At 69.9% G+C, this 21,622-nt stretch carries 14 protein-coding genes; 7 read left to right on the top strand and 7 right to left on the bottom strand.

The window, feature by feature from the left end; translation table 11 throughout:
- Positions 1-18: 18 nt before the first annotated feature.
- The gene (locus GT755_RS21590) at positions 19-4,776 is read left to right on the top strand and encodes an AAA domain-containing protein (protein ID WP_161481473.1); all 4,758 of its coding nucleotides are present in this window, start codon (positions 19-21) and stop codon (positions 4,774-4,776) included.
- A gap of 10 nt (positions 4,777-4,786) precedes the next feature.
- Positions 4,787-5,779, top strand: coding sequence for an ADP-ribosylglycohydrolase family protein (locus GT755_RS21585; RefSeq protein ID WP_161481472.1), 993 nt, complete (start codon positions 4,787-4,789; stop codon positions 5,777-5,779).
- Between the two features lies 1 nt (position 5,780).
- Here GT755_RS21585 and GT755_RS21580 read toward each other — a convergent pair whose 3' ends face one another.
- Both GT755_RS21580 and GT755_RS21575 read right to left on the bottom strand, forming a co-directional pair.
- Positions 5,781-6,434, bottom strand: a complete 654-nt coding sequence (locus GT755_RS21580; RefSeq protein WP_161481471.1) for a DUF4328 domain-containing protein — start codon at positions 6,432-6,434, stop codon at positions 5,781-5,783.
- 132 nt (positions 6,435-6,566) lie between these two features.
- A complete protein-coding gene (locus GT755_RS21575) occupies positions 6,567-9,542 on the bottom strand; it encodes a DEAD/DEAH box helicase (protein WP_161481470.1) in 2,976 nt (991 codons plus the stop codon).
- 61 nt (positions 9,543-9,603) lie between these two features.
- On the opposite strand from GT755_RS21575, the gene GT755_RS21570 reads away from it, so the two are divergent.
- Positions 9,604-11,688, top strand: coding sequence for a DEAD/DEAH box helicase (locus GT755_RS21570; RefSeq protein WP_161481469.1), 2,085 nt, complete (start codon positions 9,604-9,606; stop codon positions 11,686-11,688).
- Between the two features lie 49 nt (positions 11,689-11,737).
- On the top strand, positions 11,738-12,886 hold the full coding sequence (locus GT755_RS21565) for an MFS transporter (RefSeq protein ID WP_161481468.1): 1,149 nt from the start codon (positions 11,738-11,740) through the stop codon (positions 12,884-12,886).
- On the opposite strand, the gene GT755_RS21560 is transcribed toward GT755_RS21565, so the two are convergent.
- The 4 genes from GT755_RS21560 to GT755_RS21545 all read right to left on the bottom strand — a co-directional run bounded on the left by GT755_RS21560 (position 12,847) and on the right by GT755_RS21545 (position 17,134).
- The gene (locus GT755_RS21560) at positions 12,847-13,701 is read right to left on the bottom strand and encodes a carbohydrate ABC transporter permease (protein ID WP_062438616.1); all 855 of its coding nucleotides are present in this window, start codon (positions 13,699-13,701) and stop codon (positions 12,847-12,849) included. The two genes, GT755_RS21565 and GT755_RS21560, sit on opposite strands and share 40 nt — an antisense overlap.
- Positions 13,701-14,726: a carbohydrate ABC transporter permease gene (locus GT755_RS21555; RefSeq protein ID WP_161481467.1), complete on the bottom strand. Its 1,026-nt coding sequence runs from the start codon at positions 14,724-14,726 to the stop codon at positions 13,701-13,703. The genes GT755_RS21560 and GT755_RS21555 overlap by 1 nt, the downstream gene beginning before the upstream one ends.
- A gap of 74 nt (positions 14,727-14,800) precedes the next feature.
- A complete protein-coding gene (locus GT755_RS21550; protein ID WP_161481466.1) occupies positions 14,801-16,066 on the bottom strand; it encodes a sugar ABC transporter substrate-binding protein in 1,266 nt (421 codons plus the stop codon).
- Positions 16,067-16,105: 39 nt separating this feature from the next.
- On the bottom strand, positions 16,106-17,134 hold the full coding sequence (locus tag GT755_RS21545; protein ID WP_161481465.1) for a LacI family DNA-binding transcriptional regulator: 1,029 nt from the start codon (positions 17,132-17,134) through the stop codon (positions 16,106-16,108).
- 133 nt (positions 17,135-17,267) lie between these two features.
- On the opposite strand from GT755_RS21545, the gene GT755_RS21540 reads away from it, so the two are divergent.
- Positions 17,268-19,322 carry an amylo-alpha-1,6-glucosidase gene (locus GT755_RS21540; protein WP_328794446.1) on the top strand — a complete coding sequence of 685 codons (2,055 nt, stop codon included), beginning with the start codon at positions 17,268-17,270 and terminating at the stop codon, positions 19,320-19,322.
- Between the two features lie 54 nt (positions 19,323-19,376).
- Positions 19,377-19,910, top strand: a complete 534-nt coding sequence (locus GT755_RS21535; RefSeq protein WP_161481464.1) for a hypothetical protein — start codon at positions 19,377-19,379, stop codon at positions 19,908-19,910.
- Here GT755_RS21535 and GT755_RS21530 read toward each other — a convergent pair.
- Positions 19,907-20,716 carry a PIG-L family deacetylase gene (locus tag GT755_RS21530; protein ID WP_161481463.1) on the bottom strand — a complete coding sequence of 270 codons (810 nt, stop codon included), beginning with the start codon at positions 20,714-20,716 and terminating at the stop codon, positions 19,907-19,909. The genes GT755_RS21535 and GT755_RS21530 overlap by 4 nt on opposite strands.
- Before the next feature lie 157 nt (positions 20,717-20,873).
- On the opposite strand from GT755_RS21530, the gene GT755_RS21525 reads away from it, so the two are divergent.
- Entirely contained in the window at positions 20,874-21,611 is a 738-nt protein-coding gene (locus tag GT755_RS21525; RefSeq protein WP_161481462.1) for a hypothetical protein, read from the top strand.
- Positions 21,612-21,622 lie beyond the last annotated feature (11 nt).

Here is a 21,622-nt window from a genome sequence, read left to right as displayed (position 1 = left end):
CGCATTCAGGAGCGCCCAGTGGCCATCAGTTCACGCGACCCCGACCTGATCGCCAGAACCACTCGCCTTGTTCAATTCCTGCGTGAACTCGAGTCTGCCCGGCGCAAGCGCATCCGCGACGTCCACAAGCATGAAGGCGTCGAGTGGCTTGGAACGCTCCCTGACGAGGTGACGGTCACTGAAGACGCCGAGCCGGGGGCCACGGTCTTCGCCATCATGGCTCCGCCGGCGGTACCCCTCCCCGTGGTCCCTGACTCCCTGGAGGGGTGGGTGCGCCGGAGCGAACTGAAGGACGCCGACATGGACGCCCCGGTTCTGGGCGATGGCGCATCTGATGACGTCGTCGCCGCCTATGAGGAATGGCTGCCCAAATGGCAGGCCTGGGCCAGGGAGGAACGCCTGGTGAGCAGGCGGCGCCGCTGGCACCGCACCTTGTGGGATTGGGCCGAGCGGCTCTCCCAGCAGAACGACGAGCTGGAAGTGGTGCTGGCGGTCGGCCTGCTCTCCTGGAAGTCCCCCGGCGGCCAGAAGGTCCGCAACCACCTGCTGGTCACCCCGGTCGAGTTGGCGCGCGAGCCCCGGACACAGCGCGTCGAGGTGGTGCTCGGCGCCCGTGGACACCTCCAGGACCGCGACCTCCTGGACGATCTCGAAGGCTTCGACCTCGTACGGACTCAGATCGTCAGAGAAGAGGTCCACAGTGGTGAACGGGCGTTCGGGCCAGGCCAGGCCGCTTCCGAAATACTCCGCGATTGGAGCATCCGGGCCTTCGACTACGGCGCGGACTACTACGACACCTGGGACCACACTGACGAAGGCGGCACCGCAGAAGTCCGGCACGCCCCCGCGCTCGTGCTGAGAAGACGAGACCGCGCCACGTTGATCGCTTACTACGACCAGATGCTTACCGCACTCGAAGGCGAGGACGCCGCCGCGCCGCTGGGCCTGGCTCAGCTCGTGAGTTCGCTGGAGCCCGCCGAACGGCTTGGTTTCATGCGTGAGCAGGGTGTGGGCGATGGTCTGGGCGCGGAGCCTCTCTTTCCGCTGCACACCAACCCCCAGCAACGCGAGATCATGGAACGGTTGCGCCACGACAACGGCGTGGTGGTCCAAGGCCCGCCCGGCACCGGCAAGACTCACACCATCGCCAATCTGCTCGCCTCGCTGCTGGCCGATGGCAAACGGGTACTCGTCACCAGTCAGAAGGCGCAGGCGTTGCGCGTGCTGCGTGACAAACTTCCAGCGGATGTCCGGAAGCTGGCAGTCTCCATCACCGACCAGACCCGCGGCGGCTCTCAGGAACTCGAGGGCAGCGTCAACGAACTGGCCTCTCGCTTCCACAACCATGAACCGCGGCAGCTGGACGCGCAGATCGATCGGCTCCGGGGCGAACTCGGCGCCAACCGCGCCCTGATCGCCTCGCTGAGAGAGAGAATCAGGCGGTTGCGCGAAGCTGAGACCGTCGATCACGGGGCGGTCTCACCTGGATACGCGGGCACCCTGGCCGCCATCGTCAGAAAGGTCCGGGCCGAGGCGGCCGACTTTGGCTGGATGCCCAAAGGTGCTCCGGCTAAGCCGCCGGTGACGGCGGCGGAAGCCGGCGAGCTGCTTGACCTGCTGGCCTCGGCCTCGTCCAGTCGTGACTCCCGCGCCGGGCAGACCGTCCCAGATCCGGCTGGTCTGCCGGACGCTGACCACGTGCGCACCTTGATCAGAGCCGAGGCCGACGCGCACGAGATAGCTGGCCAGGCGGAGAATGAGCTGTCCCAGAAGCTCGCGGCCTGTGGAGACGCGCTTTTCGCGGAACTGGAGACAGGACGGGTGGCGATCGCCGACGTCCTCTACGACCTCGACGCGATCGACGAGGAGTGGGCCGTCCGCGCCTTCCAGGACGGACTCGCCGGTCGTGACGCCGCCGTGTGGGATCAGCTCCTCCAGCACGTGGACAAGGTCGCCCGGCTCGCCGCCGCGGCCGATGCCGTGGGACTCGCGGACGTGTCGCTGCCCGAGTTCGATCCGACCGGTCCGGGCAGCCTGACCGCACAGCACGCCGCAGCGGGCGCCCTGATCGACTACCTGGCCGCCGGTGGCAAGCTCAAGGGCCGTCTGATGCGGTCGGCCCAGCAGAAGGCCGCGGAGAAGGTCCTCATCGGTACCGCCGTCAGCGGAGTGGCCCCAGAAACCCTCGACCTGTTGAAGATCGTGTACGCCGAACTGACCGGCCGGGTCATCCTCGCCGAACTGTCGCGGGGCTGGGAAATGGCCGAGGTCACCTTCCCCGGGCGGCGCACCCTCACCCAGGAGTCGTCGCGCTACTCGGTCGCGCACGAGCAACTCGCCACATCCCGCCGCGCGGCCACGCTGATCACGGCGACCGCCCGCACGCTTCGCGGCGCCGGTCTGCAGATTCCGCTCAGAAGCCGGGCCGACTGGGAGAGCTACTCGTCGTCGCTGACGGCCGTCCGGCTCAGGCTGGACGCCGTACGCGCCACCGACGCGCTGACCACGCTGACCACGCGGCTTCAGGCGATCATCGCCCAGGGCTGCGCGCCACCCGAGCTGGTCCGGGCGGTCGCCGCGCTGTCGGCCCGGGACGCGGAAGCGTACGGCGCCGCCCTTACGGGACTGGACGTCGCTCGTACCGAGGTACACGAGCTGGCCAGAACCCACAAGCTGCGTGATCCGATCAGAGCCGCGCACCCCGGGCTGATAAGAGTCATGCAGGGCGCACCGGCCGACCCCGTCTGGGCTGACCGGCTCGGCAAATGGGACGCCGCATGGGCATGGAGCCGGGCCGCCGCCTATTTTGAGGAGCTGCGCACACCGGGCTTGGAGGCGAAGCTCGAAGCAGAGCTCGAAGCCGAGACGAGGAAGCAACTCCGGCTCATCTCGGAGCTGGCCGCGGCCCAGGCGTGGCAGGCGAGTCTCAGCCGGATGACCAGCCACAACGCCCAAGCCCTACGGGCCTACCGCGAGCAGGTGACCAGGCTCGGCAAGGGCACCGGGAAATACGCCGCGCGCTATCGTCGCGGCGCCCGGGAGGCGATGCGCGCCTCGATTGGGGCCGTGCCCGCCTGGATCATGCCGCTCCAGCAGGTCGTCGAGACCATTCCGGCCAGGCGCGACTCGTTCGACGTCGTGATCGTCGACGAGGCCAGCCAGGCGGGCATCGACGCGCTGTTCCTGCTCTGGCTCGCGCCTCGGGTGATCGTCGTCGGTGACGACAAGCAGTGCGCGCCCTCGATGATCAGTCACGGGGAACTCGAACCGATCTTCCAGAAGCTAGACATGTACCTGCCGGACATGGAGCCCTACCTGCGCAACACGCTCACGCCGGGATCCAGCCTCTTCGACATCCTGTCCACCCGCTTCGGGTCGGTGATCCGGCTCAAGGAACACTTCCGGTGCATGCCCGAGATCATCGGTTACAGCTCCCGGCAGTTCTACGCCGACGAGCCGTTGGTCCCGTTGCGCCAGTACGGTGCCGACCGGCTCGACCCGCTGAGAGTCGTCCGGGTTGAGGGCGGATACACGGAAGGGACCGACAGCAGGCTCCGCAATCCCCGCGAGGCCGAGGCCATCGTCGACACGATCAAACAGTGCCTGACCGACCCCGCATATCAGGGTCGGACCTTCGGGGTGGTCGTCCTCCAGGGCCATGGGCAGGTCGACCTCATCAGGAAGCGGCTCATGGAGGAGATCGGACTCCAGGAGTTCAGCGACCGAAAACTCCGGGTAGGCAGCGCTCCCGACTTCCAGGGTGACGAACGTGACGTCATCTTCCTGTCCATGGTCGTCGCCGAACGTCGGCCGGCCGCGACCGACACCCGCATGCAGCGGATCTACAACGTGGCCGCCTCGCGGGCCAAGGACCAGATGTGGTTGTTCCACTCCGTGGCCCCCGATCTGCTCAAGGTCGACGACCTGCGGCGGTCGCTGCTGACGTACATGAGCAATCCGCTGCCGGTGTTCGGGCCGGACCTGCTCACCGGCGTGACCAGGGACGAGCCGCACGACGCTTTCGACTCGCTGTTCGAGCAGCGGGTCTACCTGGAGATCCGCGAACGCGGCTATCACGTGGTGCCGCAGTGGGAGGTCAACGGCCGCCGGATCGATCTGGTCGTCAGTGGCGCCCGCGGCCGCTTGGCGGTCGAGTGCGACGGCGACCACTGGCACGGCAGCCCTGATCAGATCAGCCGCGACGAAGACCGGGAACGAGAGCTCAAGCGGGCCGGGTGGCGGTTCTGGCGGATCCGGGAGAGCGAGTTCTACGCCGCTGGGGAAGCCGCGCTGGCCGATCTGTGGCACACGCTCGACAAACTGGAGATCCGCCCCGGCGAGACCGTGTCGGCCGTCGCGCCGAACGAGACCTGGGCTCCGGTGCCCCTCGAAGTCGGAACATCCGTCGTGCACACCGAGAGTTCGTCGCCGGTTCCGGACGAAGCGCCTGAAAAGCCGACTGACCTGATCGAACTCGTCCGCTTCTACGAGAGCGACGGCCGCACGCGAACCGTCGCAGAGCTCACGGAGTTGATTCTCGCCGACCTCGGCGTCGAGGAGACCCGCAAGTCCGTCGAGTTGGTGCACAGCGCCATCACCCGTTCCCGCCGAGACCGCCGTCGCCCCCTTCAGGATCGCGAGCCCACTGCTCTGACAGCCGGTACGGACGAGGTCCGCACCTGGGCCCGGAAGAATAAGTACGAAATGGACGATGGCCGGCTGGAGCCGCACATCGTCTTCGCGTACAACCGCGCCCACCCCGAACGGCCCTACTGATGGAGGCCCTATGAAACCCGGCCGTGTTCGCGGTTGTCTTATCGGCGGCGCCGTCGGCGACGCGCTGGGCGCCCCCGTCGAGTTCGACTCCCTCGGCCGCATCCGCGCCCACTACGGCCCCGGCGGCATCACCGACCTGACCGACGGCCTGGTCACCGACGACACCCAGATGACCCTCTTCACCGTCGAGGGCCTCATCCGCGGCTCCGTCCGCGACCGAGAGCGCGGCCACGTTCACGTCCCCTCGGTCGTCCGGCACGCCTACCTGCGCTGGCTCGACACCCAGGACCACCCCGCCCCGCCCGACCCGGGTGACCTCCTCCACCGCACCGGCTGGTTGCGCGAGCAGACCTGGCTCTACGCCCGTCGCGCCCCCGGCAACGCGTGCCTGTCGGGCCTGCGCGGCCAGGTCAACGCCGATTCGAAGGGCTGCGGCACGGTCATGCGCTCGGCCCCCTTCGGGCTCGGCCCGTGGCCGGTCGGCCAGGCCTACGCGTGGGCGGCCGAATGCTCGCGGCTCACCCACGGCCACCCCACGGCCGCCGCCTCCGCGGGCGCGCTGGCGGCGATCGTCCACCATCTCGTGAACGACACCACGCTGGAGAACGCCGTCGCGGCCACGCTCCCGCTCATCGACGACGACGCCACGGCCGACGCCCTGCGGGCCGCCGTCGCCCTCGCCCACACCGGGCCGCCGTCGCCGGAGAAGGTCGAGTCGCTGGGCGAGGCGTGGGTGGCCGAGGAGGCGCTGGCCATCGGCGTCTACTGCGCCCTCGTCGGCGGGTCGTTCACCGAGGGGCTCGTCCTGGCCGTCAACCACTCGGGCGACAGCGACTCCACCGGCTCCGTCTGCGGCAACCTGCTCGGCGCCGAGGGCGTGCGCATCCCGGCCGCGTGGATCGACCGGGTGGAGGGCCGCGACACGATCGAGCGGCTCGCCGACGACTTCGTGAGCGAGATGACCGCGGGCGGCGCGCCCGGCGACCGCTACCCCGGCCACTGACCTAGTTGAGGTACGGCGCCACGGGCCGGGGGAGCCTCTGCAACGAGGTGATCCGGTTGACCACCACGATGGCGAGGACCCCGGACACCAGGATCAGTGGGAAGACCAGCATCTCCACCAGCGCGGCGTTCCGCAGGTCGGGCAGCTCCGAGCCGCCGATCAGGAACCGGGCGACCAGGTTGGAGCCGAACACCGCCAGCACCCACGTCACCCACCAGGTCGTCACCAGCCCTCCGGGCTTGTGCTGCTGCGGGTGGGAGGCGGTCCAGATGTCGTCCACGATCTGCTTGGGGAACCAGAACGAGACGATCGGGACGATCCACCCGAAGACCAGCCAGAACCCGCCGAGCCGCTGTTTGACGTGCGGCGCCAGAGCTTGGGCGTTCGTGCGGACCCGGAACAGCCAGACCCAGTAGAAGATCCCGGCCAGCAGCAGGGTGCCGCCCTGGAGGATGCCGGTGAAGTCGTAGAGTTCGGCGCTCTCGGTCACCGCGGCCACGTCGAAGTCGAGCGGGCTCGCGATCACCTCGCCGATCTTCTGGTAGAGGTCGAGGCTGACGAAGACGGCGGCGGCCTCGACGAGCAGATTGAGGGCGATCGCGACCGTGGTCACGACGGCGAGCCCGCGGGCGGGGCGGACGGGAACGGGATGCATGCGGATCCTTGGATGGGGAGAGAAGGAGCGCACAACGCTAACTTTTCCGCACCCGAATCGAGGATTCCGTAAATGGTGTTCGCGGCTTAGTGGTGCATTTCCCAGCGTGAACGGAAACGAGAACGGGCCACTTCATCCGGCGGTGACCTTCGCGAAGTGGAAGACGTCCGGCGGCAGCGGATGCCGCAACTCCCACCGGAACCTGACGGGACGTTCCCCCTCGTCGGACAGGTAGGTCATCGGCCCGGCGTAGAGATAGGGCGGCGCGCCCTGTTTTGTCTCCCGGATGAACAGATGCACCGTCGTCTCACCGGAACGATAACGGTCGGCCGTCGGGGTGTTCCGCCGGAGTCCTGACTGCGACTCCCATTGGAACAGGGTGTCGGTGATGGCGCGGTCGGCGTACATCGTGGTCGGCGAATAATGCGTGGCGGATTTGTCGATGGTCACGAAGAAGACGTCGGCCCGGGCGTCGCGCACGAAGGCCACCCCCTCCCGCATGTGTTCCGGCCTGGCGACCCCGAAGGCGGCGAGAGCCTCGTTCTTCGTGTACGTCGCATGCACATGCAGCGGAACCGCGCCCTCGGCGGCGTGGGTGACCCGATGCCTGCGCTCGGCCAACAGTGAGGTCAGCTCAAGGAGTTCCCCGGCCCGGTCGGGATGCTCGCGGAGGTCGGCGAGGCCGGTCGTCCGCAACATCGCCAGCAACCGCTGTTCCCGGACGCTCCGGGGCGGGCCGCCCCGTACGGCGTGGGCGATGAAGTCGAGCCGTTCGGCGTCGTCGACGTGCAGGACCCGCCCCAGGGCGTTCCCGATCCGCTTGTCCTCAGGCCCCGGCGGGAGCCCGCGCCCGGCGGCCCGGAGGAGGTCCGACCAGCCGAGACGGTTGCCCCGATAGAGGTCGTCCAGGTCGATCCCGGTCGCCTCCAGGAAACCGGTCAGACGGGTGTCCTCAGGCAACTGGCGCAGCTCGGAGACGATGGCCGGCCAGCGCATGCTGAGGGTGGTCCGCAGATTGGCCAGCACCAGCCGGGAGACCTCGCGGTCGAGGTCGATGTGGCACCCGGCGGGCAGGGTGGGAAACTGCGCCTCGACCTCGGCGACCACGTCGGTCCGCCGCACCCCGGTCAGCGCCCGGAACCGCCGGTCGAACCGGAACTCCCGGTGCTGGTTGCCGATGAAGTCGAGCACCGTCAGGCACGCCTTGCCCTCGGCCAACCGCAGCCCTCGCCCAAGCTGCTGCAGGAACACCGTCGCGCTGTCGGTCGGCCGCAGGAACAGCACCGTGTCGATCGCCGGGATGTCGACGCCCTCGTTGAACAGGTCGACGGTGAACACGACGTTGACGGTCCGCTCGGCCAGCGCCCTGATCGCCGCGGCCCGGTCGGGCGTGCGCGAGGTGACGGCCACGGCCGGGATGCCCGCCTCGGTGAACCGGGCGGCCATGAACTCGGCGTGCGCGATGCTCACGCAGAACCCGAGCGCCCGCATCCCGCGCGGGTCGCCCACCTTGTCGCGCAGCGCCCGCAGCACCAGCCGCACCCGGGCGTCGTTGCCGGTGTAGACCTCGCTCAACGACGCCAGGTCATAACCCTGCCCCCGCCGCCACGGCACGTCGGCCAGGTCGACGCCGTCGTGCACCCCGAAGTACTGGAACGGCGCGAGCAGCTGCCGTTCGATCGCCTCCCACAACCGCAGCTCGGAAGCGATCCGCCCGCCGAACCAGTGCAGCACGTCCTGCCCGTCGGAGCGTTCCGGCGTCGCCGTCAGCCCGAGCAGCACCCGCGGCGTGATCCGGTCGAGCAGCCGCGTGTACGTCGTGGCGGCCGAGTGGTGGAACTCGTCGACGATCACCATGTCGGCGTCGAAGGGGTCGAGCCGGGCCAACGACTGGATGGAGGCGAACACGTGCCGCCACTCGGTGGGCCGCTGCCCGTCGACCAGCAGTTCGCCGAACGACCCGTCCCGCATGACCTGCCGGAACACCTCGCGACTCTGCCCGAGGATCTCCTTCGTGTGGGCCACGAACAACAACGAGTCGACCGTGCCCTCGGCCCGCAGCCGCCGGTAGTCGAGCGCCGACACGATCGTCTTGCCGGTCCCGGTCGCCATCACGACGAGGTTGCGCCACCGGTCGTGCAGCGCACGTTCGGCCGAAAGGTCGGCCAGCACCTCGGCCTGGTACCCGTAGGGCCGGACGTCGATCGTGGTGAGGATCTCCCGGTCGGCGAACCGCTGCTGGCCGAGCGCCCGGTCGAGCAGGTCGTGGTCGCGGGCCGGGTCGTAGGTCTCGAACGACGGATCGGCCCAGTACTCCTCGAAGGTGGCCGCGAACGTGTCGAGCAGGTGGGCCTGCTCCATGGCCGACAACCGGACGTTCCACTCCAGCCCGTCGACCAGCGCCGACTTCGACAGGTTCGACGAGCCGACATAGGCCGTCGAGTAGCCCGACATCCGGCGGAACAACCACGCCTTGGCGTGCAGGCGGGTGGTCCTGGTCTCGTACGAGATCTTGACGGTCGCTCCCAGCTCCACCAGCCGATCGAGGGCCCGCCGTTCGGTCGCCCCCCGGTAGGTCGTGGTGATGACCCGTAACTCGCCACCCCGGCGCACGAACTCGGCCAGCTCGCGTTCCAGGATCCGCACCCCCGGCCACCGGATGAACGCGCACAGCAGGTCGATCCGGTCGGCCGAGCCGATCTCCTTGCGCAGCTCGCTGCCCACGTTGGGCTGCCCGTGCCCGTTGACCAGCAGCGCGCTCGCGCCGAGCGGAGTGCTCGGCCGGATGGGGAACACCGCCTTCCCGTCGGGGGTCCGGGTCTGCGTCACCGCCAGCAGCAGATCGTCGACCGCCTGGTCGTCGGGGTCGCCGACGAGCGCGGCCAGCTCGTTCGCGATGGCGAGTTGCTCCGCGAGCCGTTCCTCGTCGGTGCCCCGCACGGCGCGCAGCCGCCGCCGGACCAGCGAGGCGAGATGAGCGGTCAGCACGTCGGCCGACTCGGCCGGATCGAGACGGCGCGACTGGGCCAAATCGCCATGTTTCGTTAGCTGCCGCTGCCATCCTTCAGTGACGAGTTTCTCGTAGACGCCGGGCGCGAGTTCCGTCATGGCCGGCACCGTATCCAACCGGGCCGGCCTGTTCGGTAGCTTTCCGGGCAGAGGAGGGATCATGGGTGTACGCGAAGCCGACGACCTCTGCCGCGTCGCGGAGGCCCTGGTGCGCAATGCCCGCACCCTCCTCGCCGACCACGCCGCCGTCCAGGCCGGGGCCCTCAGCGCCCTCGACACCCTCCGCCGGCACACCGTCCGCGACGACCTGGAGCAGATGCCCGTCGCCCGGCTCAAGGACGTCACCGGCGGACGCCTGCGCACCGGCATGCTCGAACGTTCCGGCATCACCACGGTCCTCCAGGTCCACGACCTGTCGGCCTACCGTCTCCAGCAGCTCCCGGGCGTCGGCGCGCAGACCGCCCGGCAGATCAAGGCCGCGGCCGACCAGATCGAGGAGGCCGCCCGGCAGCTGGCGAGCGTGCGGATCGAGCGCGGCGACTGGATGTCCGAGGCCCTCGTCGTCGCGCTGAAGCGGCTCCTCGACGTGGGGACCGAGTTGCCCTTTCACGTCAGGGCCGCCCGTGACGTCGACGCCACCCTCACGCCCCTCCTGAGGGCCGCCCATCCCGCCCGTTCCCGGTGGCGGCTGGTCACCACCGGCAGGCGGCGCCGGGCCGAAGCCCACGAGGCCGTCGCGGCGATCGACGCGCTGCTCGACGACGCGACCCGGGCCGGCAGGGAGTTTCCGCAGGCCATCACCGATCTGCTCCGGCCGCCGTCGAGTGGTCACGAAGCGTGGGCCGATTTCGAGCACCGGTCGGCCGACTACTACGCCCTGCTCGCCGACCTCGCGGGGGAGCGGGTCACCGAAGGAGTGCTGCCCGACGACGTCCTGGCCCGGGTGAACGCGCAGCCGCTCGACGACACCTTCCGCCGGGTGTCGTTGCGCGGCTACCAGTCGTTCGGGGCGCGGTTCGCGCTCGCGCAGAAGCGGGTGATCATCGGGGACGAGATGGGGCTCGGCAAGTCCATCGAGGCCATCGCCGCGCTCGCCCATCTGGCGGCCGAAGGGGCGAGCCGGTTCCTGGTCGTCTGCCCGGCCAGTGTCGTCGTCAACTGGGTGCGCGAGATCGAGACGCGCAGCACGCTGAAGGCGCAGAAGATCCACGGGACGCGCCGCGAGGCCGCCCTCGACGAGTGGGAGAAGGAGGGCGGCGTCGCCGTCGTCACGCTCGACGGGCTCCACCGGCTGACGCCCACGCCCGACGTCGCGATGCTGGTCGTCGACGAGGCCCACTACGTCAAGAACCCGGCCACCAAACGGGCCGGGGCGGTGGCCGCCTGGTGCCGCGTCGTCGAGCGGGTGCTGTTCCTGACCGGCACGCCGATGGAGAACCGCGTCGAGGAGTTCCGCGCCCTGGTCGCCCACGTCGACCCCGGGCTGGAGATCAGCCGGGGCGGGCCGCAGGCGTTCCGCAAGTCGGTGGCCGCGACCTACCTGCGCCGGAACCAGGAGGACGTCCTGCACGAGCTGCCCGACCGGGTAGAGGCCGACGAGTGGGTCGAGTTCTCCGGCGACGACCTCGACGCCTACCGTCAGGCGGTCGCCGACCGGCACTTCCCGAGGATGCGCCGTGCCGCGTTCGCCCATCCGGCGACGTCGGCCAAGCTCAAGCGGCTCACCGAGCTCGTCGAGGACGCCGAGGCCAACGGGCTGAAGGTGATCGTGTTCTCCTATTTCCGCGACGTGCTCGACGCCGTCGAGCAGACCCTGGGCACCCCGCACAAGCTCACCGGCGACCTCGATCCCGACCGCCGCCAGGAACTCGTCGACGCGTTCTCGGCCGCCGACGGCCACGCCGTGTTGCTGAGCCAGATCGTGGCCGGCGGGGTGGGGCTGAACCTCCAGGCCGCCTCCGTGGTGATCATCTGTGAGCCGCAGCTCAAGCCGTCGACCGAGACCCAGGCCATCGCGCGCGCCCACCGCATGGGGCAGACCCGGAAGGTCCAGGTGCACCGGCTGCTCGCCGTCGACTCGGTCGACCAGCGGCTGCTGGAGATCCTCGCGGCCAAGACGCGGAGCTTCGACGAGTACGCCCGCCGCAGCGATCTGGCCGAGTCGAGCCCGGCCGCCGTCGACATCTCGGAACAGGCGCTCGCGCACCAGATCATCGAAGAGGAACAACGGCGGCTTTTGAGTTAATGTTCTTGAGCGCTCCCAACGCCACTCCTCTCAGATGGGGTCCCCTGGGATGCGTTCCTCGATTTATCTCTCCTACGCGGCGTTCGTCCTCGTCGGGATCGGCGCCGCGGTCGGCGGGGTGTTGTTACCCGCGCAGATCGACGACTACGGCGTCGACAAGGCCCTGATCGGGCTCGGTTTCTTCACCAACTCGGCCGGGTTCCTGCTGGCCGGGCTCACCAACGGCGCGCTGATCGAGCGGCTGGGGCTGCGGCTGGCGCTCGTCGCGGGCAGCGGGGTGTTCGTGCTCGCCGCCGTCGTCACGGCGGCGCGGCCGTCGTTCTGGGTGCTGATCGCCGCCCAGGGCTTCTGCGGGTACGGGGTGGGGGTGCTCGAATCGGTGCTGAACGTGCACCTGGCGGCGCTCCCCGACGCGGCCACCCTGCTCAACCGGCTGCACGCCTTCTTCGGCGTCGGCGCCCTGGCCGGCCCGGCCGTCGCGGCGCTGACCCTCGGCTACGCCCCCTGGACGGCCGTCTGGTGGGGGCTGGCCGTGGCGACCGCCCTCCTGGGGGTCGCCTTCTACCTGACGTTCCCGAAGAGGGTCGTACAGGAAAAAGAGGAGAAGGAGCGCGGCCTGCTGCCGACCGCGCTGCGCAACAAGTACGTCCTGCTCGCGTCGGTGTTCCTCACGGTCTACTTGGGCGTGGAGATCGGGGTGGGCAACTGGGCCTACTCCTACCTGCGTGAGGTCAACCTGGAGACCCACCTGATCGCCGGTTACGCGGTCAGCGGCTACTGGGCCGGGCTCACCGCGGGCCGGTTCGTCATCAGCCCCGTCGCGAGCAGGCTCGGCCTGACCCCGGCGCGGACGACGCTCTGGTGCTGCGTCGGCGTCGCCGCCTCGACCGTGCTGATCTGGCTCGGCGTCGTGCCGGTGGCCGGGTTCGTGCTGCTCGGGTTCTTCCTCGGCCCGCTGTTCCCGACCACGATGGCGATCCTGCCCGAGCTGCTGCCGGCCCGGCTGGTGCCGACCGCCATCGGGGTGCTCAACGGCGGGTCGGTCATCGGCGGCTCGCTGCTGCCGTGGACGGCCGGGGCGCTGGGCCAGGGCGTCGGCATGCAGGCGCTGATGCCCTTCGCCCTCACGCTCGCCCTGGTCCAGCTCGCCGTCTGGTACTACTTGTCGGCCCCCTCGTTGGCGCCGCGCACGAAGTAACGCTGGAACACCACGAAGATGATCGCGACCGGGATCGTCGCCAGCACCGCCGCGCCCAGCTTGAGCGGATACTGGTTGCCCGATCCCAGCGATCCGCTGACCAGCACCGCCAGGCCTCGCGGCAGCGTGTAGAGATCGGGGCTCTGCACCGCCACGAGGCTGTGGGGGAGCTCGTTCCACGAGCTCTGGAACGAGATGATCGTCAGCGTGATCAGCGCCGGGCGGCCCATCGGCAGCACCACCGACCAGAACGTGCGCCACGTGCCGGCGCCGTCGATCCGGGCCGCCTCCTCCACGCTGCGGGGGATCGACTCGAAGAACTGCTTCATGATGAACACGCCGCCCGCGTCGGCGATGATCGGCAGGATCAGGGCCGTGTACGTGTCGTACATGCCGAACTGCTTGAGCACCAGGAACTTCGGGATGAACAACACGACGCCCGGGACCGCCAGGATGGCGATCACGGCCGAGAACAGCGCCTTGCGGCCCCGAAAGCGCAGCCGCGCCAGCGCGTAGCCGGCCATCGAGTCGAGCAGCACCCGGCCCAGCGTGATCGCGATCGTCACGATGAGCGAGTTGCCCAGCCACAGCGGCATGTCGGTGCTGAGGAACACCTTGTGGTAGGCGTCGGTGACGAACGGGTCGGGCACCGGGTTCAGCGGGTTGAGCGCCGCGTTCGGCTCGGTCTTGAACGACGCCGAGAGCTGGATGACGAACGGGTAGATGAAGACCAGCGCGAAGAAGATCAGGATGAAGTAGCCGACGAACGTCGACGCCACGGTCCGCGCCCCGTGGTCGGCCCTGACGGTGGCCATCAGGCGTTCCTTTCCCTCAGCAACCACCGCTGCACGATCGTGAACAGCACGATGATCGCGAACAGCACGAACGAGATGGCCGTCCCGGTGCCGTACTCGAAGTTGTCGAACGCCTGCGTGTAGGACAGGTACGCCGGCGTCAGCGTCGTCTTGCCGGGGGCGCCCTGGCTCATGACGTACACCTGGTCGAAGACCTGCCAGGTGGCGATGATGCCCATGGTCAGGACCAGGAACAGGGTCGGCTTCAGCATCGGGAGCGTGACGTACCGCAGGCGCTTCCAGCGGCCCGCGCCGTCGAGCATCGAGGCCTCTTCGAGGGTGACCGGGATGTCCTGGAGGGCGGCCAGGAACATCAGCATGAACGTTCCCGAGGTCGTCCAGATGACCAAGAGCATGATCGTCGACATCGCCACCGACGGACCGGCCAGCCACTCCCACCAGCTCAGCCCGAACGGGCCGCCGCCGGTCAGCCACGCCGGCGGGTTGTCCACGTCGACCAGGCCGAGGCCGCCGAGGGCCAGGTGCAGGATGCCGCGCGCGTCCGCGAACCACTGCGGGCCCTGGATCCCGAAGAACGCCAGCAGGTTGTTCACCGCGCCCGAGCTGGCGAAGATGAACAGGAAGACCACGCTGATCGCGACCGAGCTGGTCACCGACGGGAAGAAGAACGCGGCCCGGAAGAAGCCCTTGCCCTTCAGCATCCGCGAGTTGACCACCAGCGCCAGGCCCAGCGCGAGCACCGTCTGCACCGGCACGACGATGCCGACGTAGTAGATGTTGTTGCGCACGCTGGTCATGAAGTCCTGCCGCGTCAGCCCCTCTTCGGTGAACAACCTCGCGTAGTTGTCGAAGCCGACGAACGGGACGCCCGACTTGAACGGGCTGCCCTGCCCGTTCCAGCCGGTGAGGCTGACCCACATCGCCATCAGGATCGGCAGCAGCATGAACAGGCCCAGGATCACGATCACCGGGGCGACGAACAACCAGCCCGCGATGTTCTCCCTGGCCTTCGCCGAGAGCCGCATGGGCGGTACCTCCTCTTGCGCGGGACGACCGCGCCCGGCACCCTCCCCGATGAGTGCCGGACGCGGAGACTTGCCTAGTTGCCGAGCGCGGCCTGGGTGTTCTTCTGCACCCGCTCGAGCAGCGTCTTGGGCACGATGGAGGTGAGCTGCTGGATGCCCGTGTCGAAGTCGGCCAGCACGCTGTCCATCTTGGGGGCGTTCACCGGGCCGTGGGCGTACTCGGCGCCGTTCACGAACGGGGCGTCGTCCGGGAACTCGGCGGTGTAGGCGTCCTTGGCCGACTGGCGCGAGGGCATGACGCCGAACGCCTTGGCGTAGGTCATCTGCTGCTCGGCGGTGGTCATCGCCTCGACGAAGCTGATGGCCGCCTCCTTGTTCTTGGACTTGGCGGCGATGCCCCAGCAGGTGGTGAACGACAGGGTGCCCTTGCCCGCCGGCCCGGCCGGGAGCTCGTGGACGCTGTACTTCACGTCGGGGTAGTCGTTGGTCAGCGCGCCCTTGATCCAGTTGCCCTCGATCGTCATGGCCGCGCTGCCCTTGCCGAACGCCTCGCCGCCCCAGCCCGCGCTGAGCTGCTTGGGGTACTGGGCGGTCTTGTCCTTGACCAGCTTCTGGACGTACGTCAGGGCTTCCAGGTTCTCGGGGGAGTCGGCCGTGGCGGTCTTGCCGTCGGCGCTGGTGATCCAGCCGCCCGCCTGCACCATGAACGCGCCCACCCGGTCACGCGTGTCGCCCAGCGCCAGCGGGGTGATGTCCTTGGCCTTCAGCTTCTCGCCGACCGCGGTGAGCTGGTCCCACGTGGTGGGGATGTCGGCGTCGGTCAGCCCGGCCTTGCTCCACAGGTCGGTGTTCACGATGAGCGCCAGGGTGGAGAAGTCCTTGGGCGCGCAGTAGAACTTGCCGTCGAAGGTGAAGGTGGTGCGCAGGCTCTCGTAGAAGTCGGTCGGGTTGGTGATCCGGTCGCCGTACGGCTCCAGCGCGCCGACGCTGGCGTAGTCGGCGAAGCGGCCGGCGTCCACGTAGAACACGTCGGGCGGGGTGTCGCCCGCGAAGGCCTGGCCGAGCTGCTGGCCGAGGTCCTGCGCCGGGGTCACGGTCGCGGTGTTGCCGGTGGCCGCGCCCCACGCGGCGGCGGCGTCGGTCACCGCCTTGGTCTCGGCGTCGCCGGAGGAGCCGATGAGAACCTGCAGCTGGGCGGGGCCGGCCGAGGCCTGGCTCGGCTGCGCGGCCGGGTCGTCGGTCTCCTCGAAACCACTGCCGCCGCCGCATGCGGAGGAGGACAACAGGACGGCGCCGACGGCCGCCGACAGGGCCGCCTTCCGGACGTTGCTGCGCTTCATCGCGTTTCCTTTGTTTCTCTTCTTCGGGGTGGTGACCGGTCAGCCCGACGCGCGGACGACCAGGGAGGGCGGAAGCAGGAGGTACTCCGGAGGCGCCCCCGCGCCTCCGTCGAGCCGGGTGGCCAGCAGCCGCAGGCAGCTCGACGCCACCTCCGCGATCGGCTGGCGGACACTCGTGAGACCGATCGCCTTGGCGACCGGGGTGTCGTCGAAGCCGACGACCGCGACGGGACGGTGGGACTGGCCGCCCGCGAGCCAGGCGGGGCCGGGGGCGCGCGCGACGTGCAGGGCGCCGAGCGCGAGCGAGTCGCTGGCGCAGACCAGGGCGGTGATCCCGGGGTCGCGGTCGAGCAGGTCGCGGGCGGCGTGTTCGCCGGGGGCGACGTCGTCCTCGGTCTCGCGGTGCAGGCCGGTGACGCCGAGGCCGACCTCGGCCAGCGCCCGCCGCCAGCCCTCCCGCCGGTCGTCGCCGACGCCGGAGCCCTCGGGCCAGCCGAGGAAGCCGATCCGGCGGTGGCCCTGGGCGAGCAGGTGGCGGGTGGCGGCCTCGGTGCCGGCGGCGCCGTCGACGTCGACCCAGCAGTGCGGGGCGGCCGGGTCGCTCCAGGCCCGGCCGAAGGTGACGAACGGCACCCCGCGCTCGGCCAGCCAGCTCGTGCGCCGGTCGCCGTGGTGGGTGGCCATCAGCACGAACGCGTCGGGCTCGTACGCGCCGAGCAGGTCGTCGAAGGCGGCGGTCTCGGCGTCGTCGCCGTCGGCGGTATAGAGCAGCACCCGGTAGCCCTCACGGGCGGCCGTCTCGGTGAGGCCGTGCAGGAAGCGGTCGCCGACCGAGCCGTTGATGCCGTCCTGCTCGGGGTCGATGCGGGCGGCGATCAGCCGCGACCGGCCGGTCCTCATCTGGCGGGCCGCCTGGTTGACCCGGTAGCCGAGCTCCTCGACGACGTCGAGGACCCGGCGGCGGGTCTCCGCACGGACCACCTCGGGGGTGTTCAGCGTGTTGGAGACCGTCTGGCGAGATACGCCCGCGGCGCGCGCCACGTCGGCGATCGTCACCTTTTCGGCCATCTGTGTACCTTTCGGGGGTTGAACGATCAAACCGAAGTAATGCATGATTTGATCGTTCAAGTTAGGGAATTGTTTCGCAATCTGCACCCCTGCTCTTGATCTGTCAAGACACAACTTCGTGAAGGACCACCGCGTGCCTGCCGACTCCCCCTCCGCCACCGACGTCCGGTTGCAGCCGCTCCTGCACGACCTGGTCAGCACCGTCATGGCGCCCACGAGCGCGCTCAGCGGGGCCGACGGCCAGATACGGGCGGCCGGGGTGCAGGGGACCTTCCACGCCGACCGGCGGGTCGTCTCGGAGGCGGTTCTGCTGATCGACGGCCGGGAGGCCGAGCCCATCGCGCACGCCGCCGCCGGTCCCGGCCGCAGCCGGTTCACCTCGCTGGCGCGCTGGCTCGGCGACGTGCAGCCCGACCCGGTGGTGCGCGTCGACCGGCTGCGCGAGATCCGCGCGTACGGCATGGCCGAGGAGATCACCATCACCTCGACCGCGACCATGCCCGTGGCCATGACCGTGGCGATGCGGGTGAACTGCGACCTGGCGGCCATCGAGACCGTCAAGTCGGGCTACGACGCCGAACCGGTCACCCCGGTCGGCGGCGAGCTGACCTGGACCTCCGGCGGCACCACCGTGGCGATGACGGGGGAGGGGGCCGAGGTGCGCGGGCGGGAGCTGCGCTGGGAGGTGGCCCTCGAAGCCGGCGGGACCATGACCTTGTGCTGGCGCGTGATGGTGACCGACCCGGCCGCCGTCGTGGCGGCCCCTGCCGGCCCGGTCGAGTGGTCTCCGCTGAAGGTCGCGGCGGCCGACCGCCGGATCCCGGCACTTCTCGCGCAGAGCCTCGACGACCTCGCCGGCCTGCGCCTCACCGAGACCGGCCACCCCGGCGACACCTTCCTGGGCGCGGGCGTGCCGTGGTTCCTGACCGTGTTCGGCCGCGACAGCCTGTGGGCCGCCCGCATGCTGCTGCCGCTCGGCACCGACCTGGCGCGGGGCACCCTGCGGGTGCTCGCCCGCCGCCAGGGCGTCCGGCACGACCCGCTGACCGGCGAGGCCCCCGGCAAGATCATGCACGAGCTCCGCAGGGGCGAGTTCGTGGTGCCCGTGAACGGCCTCCGGCTCCCGGCCGCCTACTACGGCACGATCGACGCCACCCCGCTGTGGATCTCGCTGCTGCACGACGCCTGGCGCTGGGGCCTGCCCGACGGGGAGGTCGAGGCGCTGCTCCCGGCCATGGAGGCGGCCCTGAGCTGGCTCGCCACCGACGCCGACCCCGACGGCGACGGCTTCCTGGAGTACATCGACACCAGCGGGCGCGGCCTGGCCAACCAGGGATGGAAGGACTCCGGCGACTCGGTCAGGTTCCACGACGGACGCTTGGCCGAACCGCCCATCGCCCTGGCCGAGGTCCAGGGCTACGCCTACGAGGCCGCCGTCAAGGGCGCCGCGCTCCTGGACGCCTTCGGCCGCCCCGGCGCCGACGTCTGGCGCGCGTACGCCGCCGCGATGGCCACCAGGTTCCGCGAGCGGTTCTGGGTCGAGGGCGGTTACCCCGCTCTCGCGCTCGACCGCGACAAGCGGCCGGTCGATGCGCTGACCAGCAACATCGGCCACCTGCTCGGGACCGGCATCCTCAACCACGAGGAGTCGGCCCGGGTAGCCTCCTTCCTCGCCTCACCCGAGATGGCGGCCGGGTTCGGTCTGCGCACCATGTCGTCGGCCGACAAGGGCTTCAGCCCACTGTCCTACCACTGCGGCTCGGTCTGGCCGCACGACACCGCGATCGTCATCGCCGGCCTGGCCCGCGACGGCTTCGGCGCCGAGGCCGCCGTGCTCGCCGAGGGGCTGCTGGCCGCGGCCGAGCCGTTCGAGAACCGGCTGCCCGAACTGCTCTCCGGCGACGCCCGCGACGCGGTCGGCCGCCCGGTGCCCTACCCGGCCTCCTGCCGCCCGCAGGCCTGGTCGGCGGCGGCCGCCGTGGTGATCACCCACGCCGCGCTCGGCCTCCACCCCGACGTGCCCGGCGGCACGGTCGAGCTGCGCCCGATGACCGGCGCGCCCCTCGGCGCGCTCTCCGCTGACGGGTTCGTGGTCGCCGGTACGCCGGTGTCCGTATCGGTCGACGCCGCCGGGGCCGGTGAGATTGATCGGTTGCCCGGCCGATTCAAAGCGGTAACCGCGGGTTAACCGGCCGACCCGACACTGGGCTGTCCTGACCATCGACGCCCAGGAGCGTTCCACATGGCCGAGCCGGTGCAGCCGCCGCGCCCCGCGATGTTCTCCCTGACCGACACGCGGGACGCGGAGGAGGTCTCGGTACGCGGCCTGGTCTTCACCGGTCTGCTGCTCACGGCGCTGGTCACCACGTCGTGGATCCTGCTGACGGTGCCGACCACCCTCACCGAGCAGTGGATCGTCGGCGCGACGGTCACGCTGACCGGCATCGTGGCGTTCTTCGGCCTCTACACGTCGGTCCGCAAGATGCGGGTCGCCCTGGCGGGCGCGCTGTTCGTGGCGTGGCTGCTGCTGAACACCTACGCGTTCGTCATCGGCCCGCTCGACGACCGCAAGGAGTTCTGGGACACACTGCGCCAGTTCATGACGGTCGCCGTCGCCTTCTACTTCGGCTCGGAGACGATCGTGCAGGCCACGAAGGTCTTCCAGGCCGGGAAGATCACCTCGGAGACCATCCGCCGGACCGGCGTGGCGCCCGATCCGGCGGGGGTGCGGGCGGCGCTCAACGTCGACGCCGAACGCGCCCGCCGCAAGGTCTAACGGAGCCCGCGGAACAGGTCGTCCTCGACGCCGTCGGCGGCCGGGACCGTCGACCTGACCAGGGTGTAGGCCTCACCGGAGAACATGCTCCGCTGGACGTCGGGCGGCAGGCCCAGGAAGAACGCGCTGTCGCCCTGGCTGCCGTGGGCGGTGATCGCCTTGATCTTGTGCTCGACGTAGGCCGAGGTGTCGAGGATCGCGCTGATCTCCTCGTCGGGGGTGGTCCAGCTCTCGTACTCGTCCCAGCCCTCGGTCTCCATGCCGGCGGCGACCATGCCGTCGTACATGTCCTTCATCCAGCTGCGCGGGGTCGCGGTGTAGTAGAACTTCGCCGGTACGCCGCTCAGCTCGACCGCCCGCGCCGCCACCCGGTGGGCCTGGATGTGGTCGGGGTGGCCGTAGCCGCCGTTCTCGTCGTAGGTGACCACGACCTGCGGCCGGTAGGTCCGCATCAGCTCGGCCAGCCGCTCGGCCGCCTCGTCGACCGGGACGTTGGCGAACGCGCGCTCGTGGCGGTTGCCGTCCCAGCCGTCCATGCCCGAGTCGCGGTAGCCGAGCAGTTCCACGTCGGAGATGCCCAGATGGGCGGCCGACTCGCGCAACTCCGCCAGCCGGATCTTCGCCACCGCCTCGTCGTCGTGGCCCGGCTCACCCGGTTTGACCCCGTCGGGCCCGTCTCCCTGCTCTCCATTGGTGCACGTCACCAGCACCGTGCGCACGCCCTGGGCGGCGTAGTGGGCGAACGTGCCGCCGGTCCCCATGACCTCGTCGTCGGGATGGGCGTGCACGGCCATCAGTGTGAACATCTCATTACCTCCACGAATTGCTAGAACATCCCGCCCCCATGGGCGATTCCAGTTGCGTCACGGCCGTCGAGGGCCATGAACTTTCACCGTCATCGGCGAGTCCCACTCCCCGAGAGACGTTTTTCAGCACGAACCGACCACCCCCGGGGGAAACCGAATGACCCGCCCGCTGATCGCCGCCGCCGTGACCGCCCTGGCCGCGAGCACACTCATGGCCACACCCGCCGCCGCCACCGCGAAGACACAGACCATCTACGGCTACGCCTGGGCGGACGGTTCCAACCACCTGCGCATCACCCCGACCAAGGCCAGGCTCGTGACGCAGCACGGCGTGCGCCGCTACCAGCTGACCACCGTCGCGGGCGCGAAGGAGCGCCGGATCTTCACCGACGGCGTGCGCTTCCGCCGCATCACCACCGCGTGTGACCTCAAGGAGACCGAGGGCCGGATCAGGCAGGACAAGAAGGGCCTGGGCACCACCGACTGCGACGCCCTCGACCTCAAGTTCGTGCTCAGCCTCGGCCCCGCCCCGGTCAAGATCACCATCACGCCGTCGCTCACCACGGTCGCCGAGTTCCTCGCCGTCCCGACCAACCCGGTCACCGCCTACGGCACGATGAAGCGCGTCGACGACCGGACGGTGCTGTTCAAGCGCCCCGGCAAGGCCGCCGTGAAGCTGCGCTACACCCACCTCGGTTTCAACCGCGTGACGAAGAGCTGCTCCGACGGCTGGACCGCGAACGTGCCGAACGAGGACGCCGGCATCGGCACCAAGCCGTGCAGCGCGACGGCCTTCCGCAACGCCATCAGGCACGCGGGCCCGGTCACGGTGAAGGCCTATTACCAGCCGGTCAGCGGTCACCTGTGGGAGGTCTGGGAGGCTCTGGGCGACTGACCCGCCACCGC

The organism is Herbidospora solisilvae (assembly GCF_009901565.1).
Taxonomy (GTDB): Bacteria; Actinomycetota; Actinomycetes; order Streptosporangiales; family Streptosporangiaceae; genus Herbidospora; species Herbidospora solisilvae.
The sequence above is the reverse complement of the archived record's forward strand: the minus strand, read 5'-3'. Positions and strand labels throughout refer to the sequence as shown.

Coding starts and splice junctions, on each gene's coding strand:
- GT755_RS21585 (WP_161481472.1), top strand. CDS start 4,787: ATGAAACCCGGCCGTGTTCGCGGTTGTCTTATCGGCGGCGCCGTCGGC.
- GT755_RS21550 (WP_161481466.1), bottom strand. CDS start 16,066: ATGAAGCGCAGCAACGTCCGGAAGGCGGCCCTGTCGGCGGCCGTCGGC.
- GT755_RS21580 (WP_161481471.1), bottom strand. CDS start 6,434: ATGCATCCCGTTCCCGTCCGCCCCGCCCGCGGGCTCGCCGTCGTGACC.
- GT755_RS21545 (WP_161481465.1), bottom strand. CDS start 17,134: ATGGCCGAAAAGGTGACGATCGCCGACGTGGCGCGCGCCGCGGGCGTA.
- GT755_RS21560 (WP_062438616.1), bottom strand. CDS start 13,701: ATGGCCACCGTCAGGGCCGACCACGGGGCGCGGACCGTGGCGTCGACG.
- GT755_RS21555 (WP_161481467.1), bottom strand. CDS start 14,726: ATGCGGCTCTCGGCGAAGGCCAGGGAGAACATCGCGGGCTGGTTGTTC.
- GT755_RS21575 (WP_161481470.1), bottom strand. CDS start 9,542: ATGACGGAACTCGCGCCCGGCGTCTACGAGAAACTCGTCACTGAAGGA.
- GT755_RS21525 (WP_161481462.1), top strand. CDS start 20,874: ATGACCCGCCCGCTGATCGCCGCCGCCGTGACCGCCCTGGCCGCGAGC.
- GT755_RS21530 (WP_161481463.1), bottom strand. CDS start 20,716: ATGTTCACACTGATGGCCGTGCACGCCCATCCCGACGACGAGGTCATG.
- GT755_RS21565 (WP_161481468.1), top strand. CDS start 11,738: ATGCGTTCCTCGATTTATCTCTCCTACGCGGCGTTCGTCCTCGTCGGG.
- GT755_RS21535 (WP_161481464.1), top strand. CDS start 19,377: ATGGCCGAGCCGGTGCAGCCGCCGCGCCCCGCGATGTTCTCCCTGACC.
- GT755_RS21570 (WP_161481469.1), top strand. CDS start 9,604: ATGGGTGTACGCGAAGCCGACGACCTCTGCCGCGTCGCGGAGGCCCTG.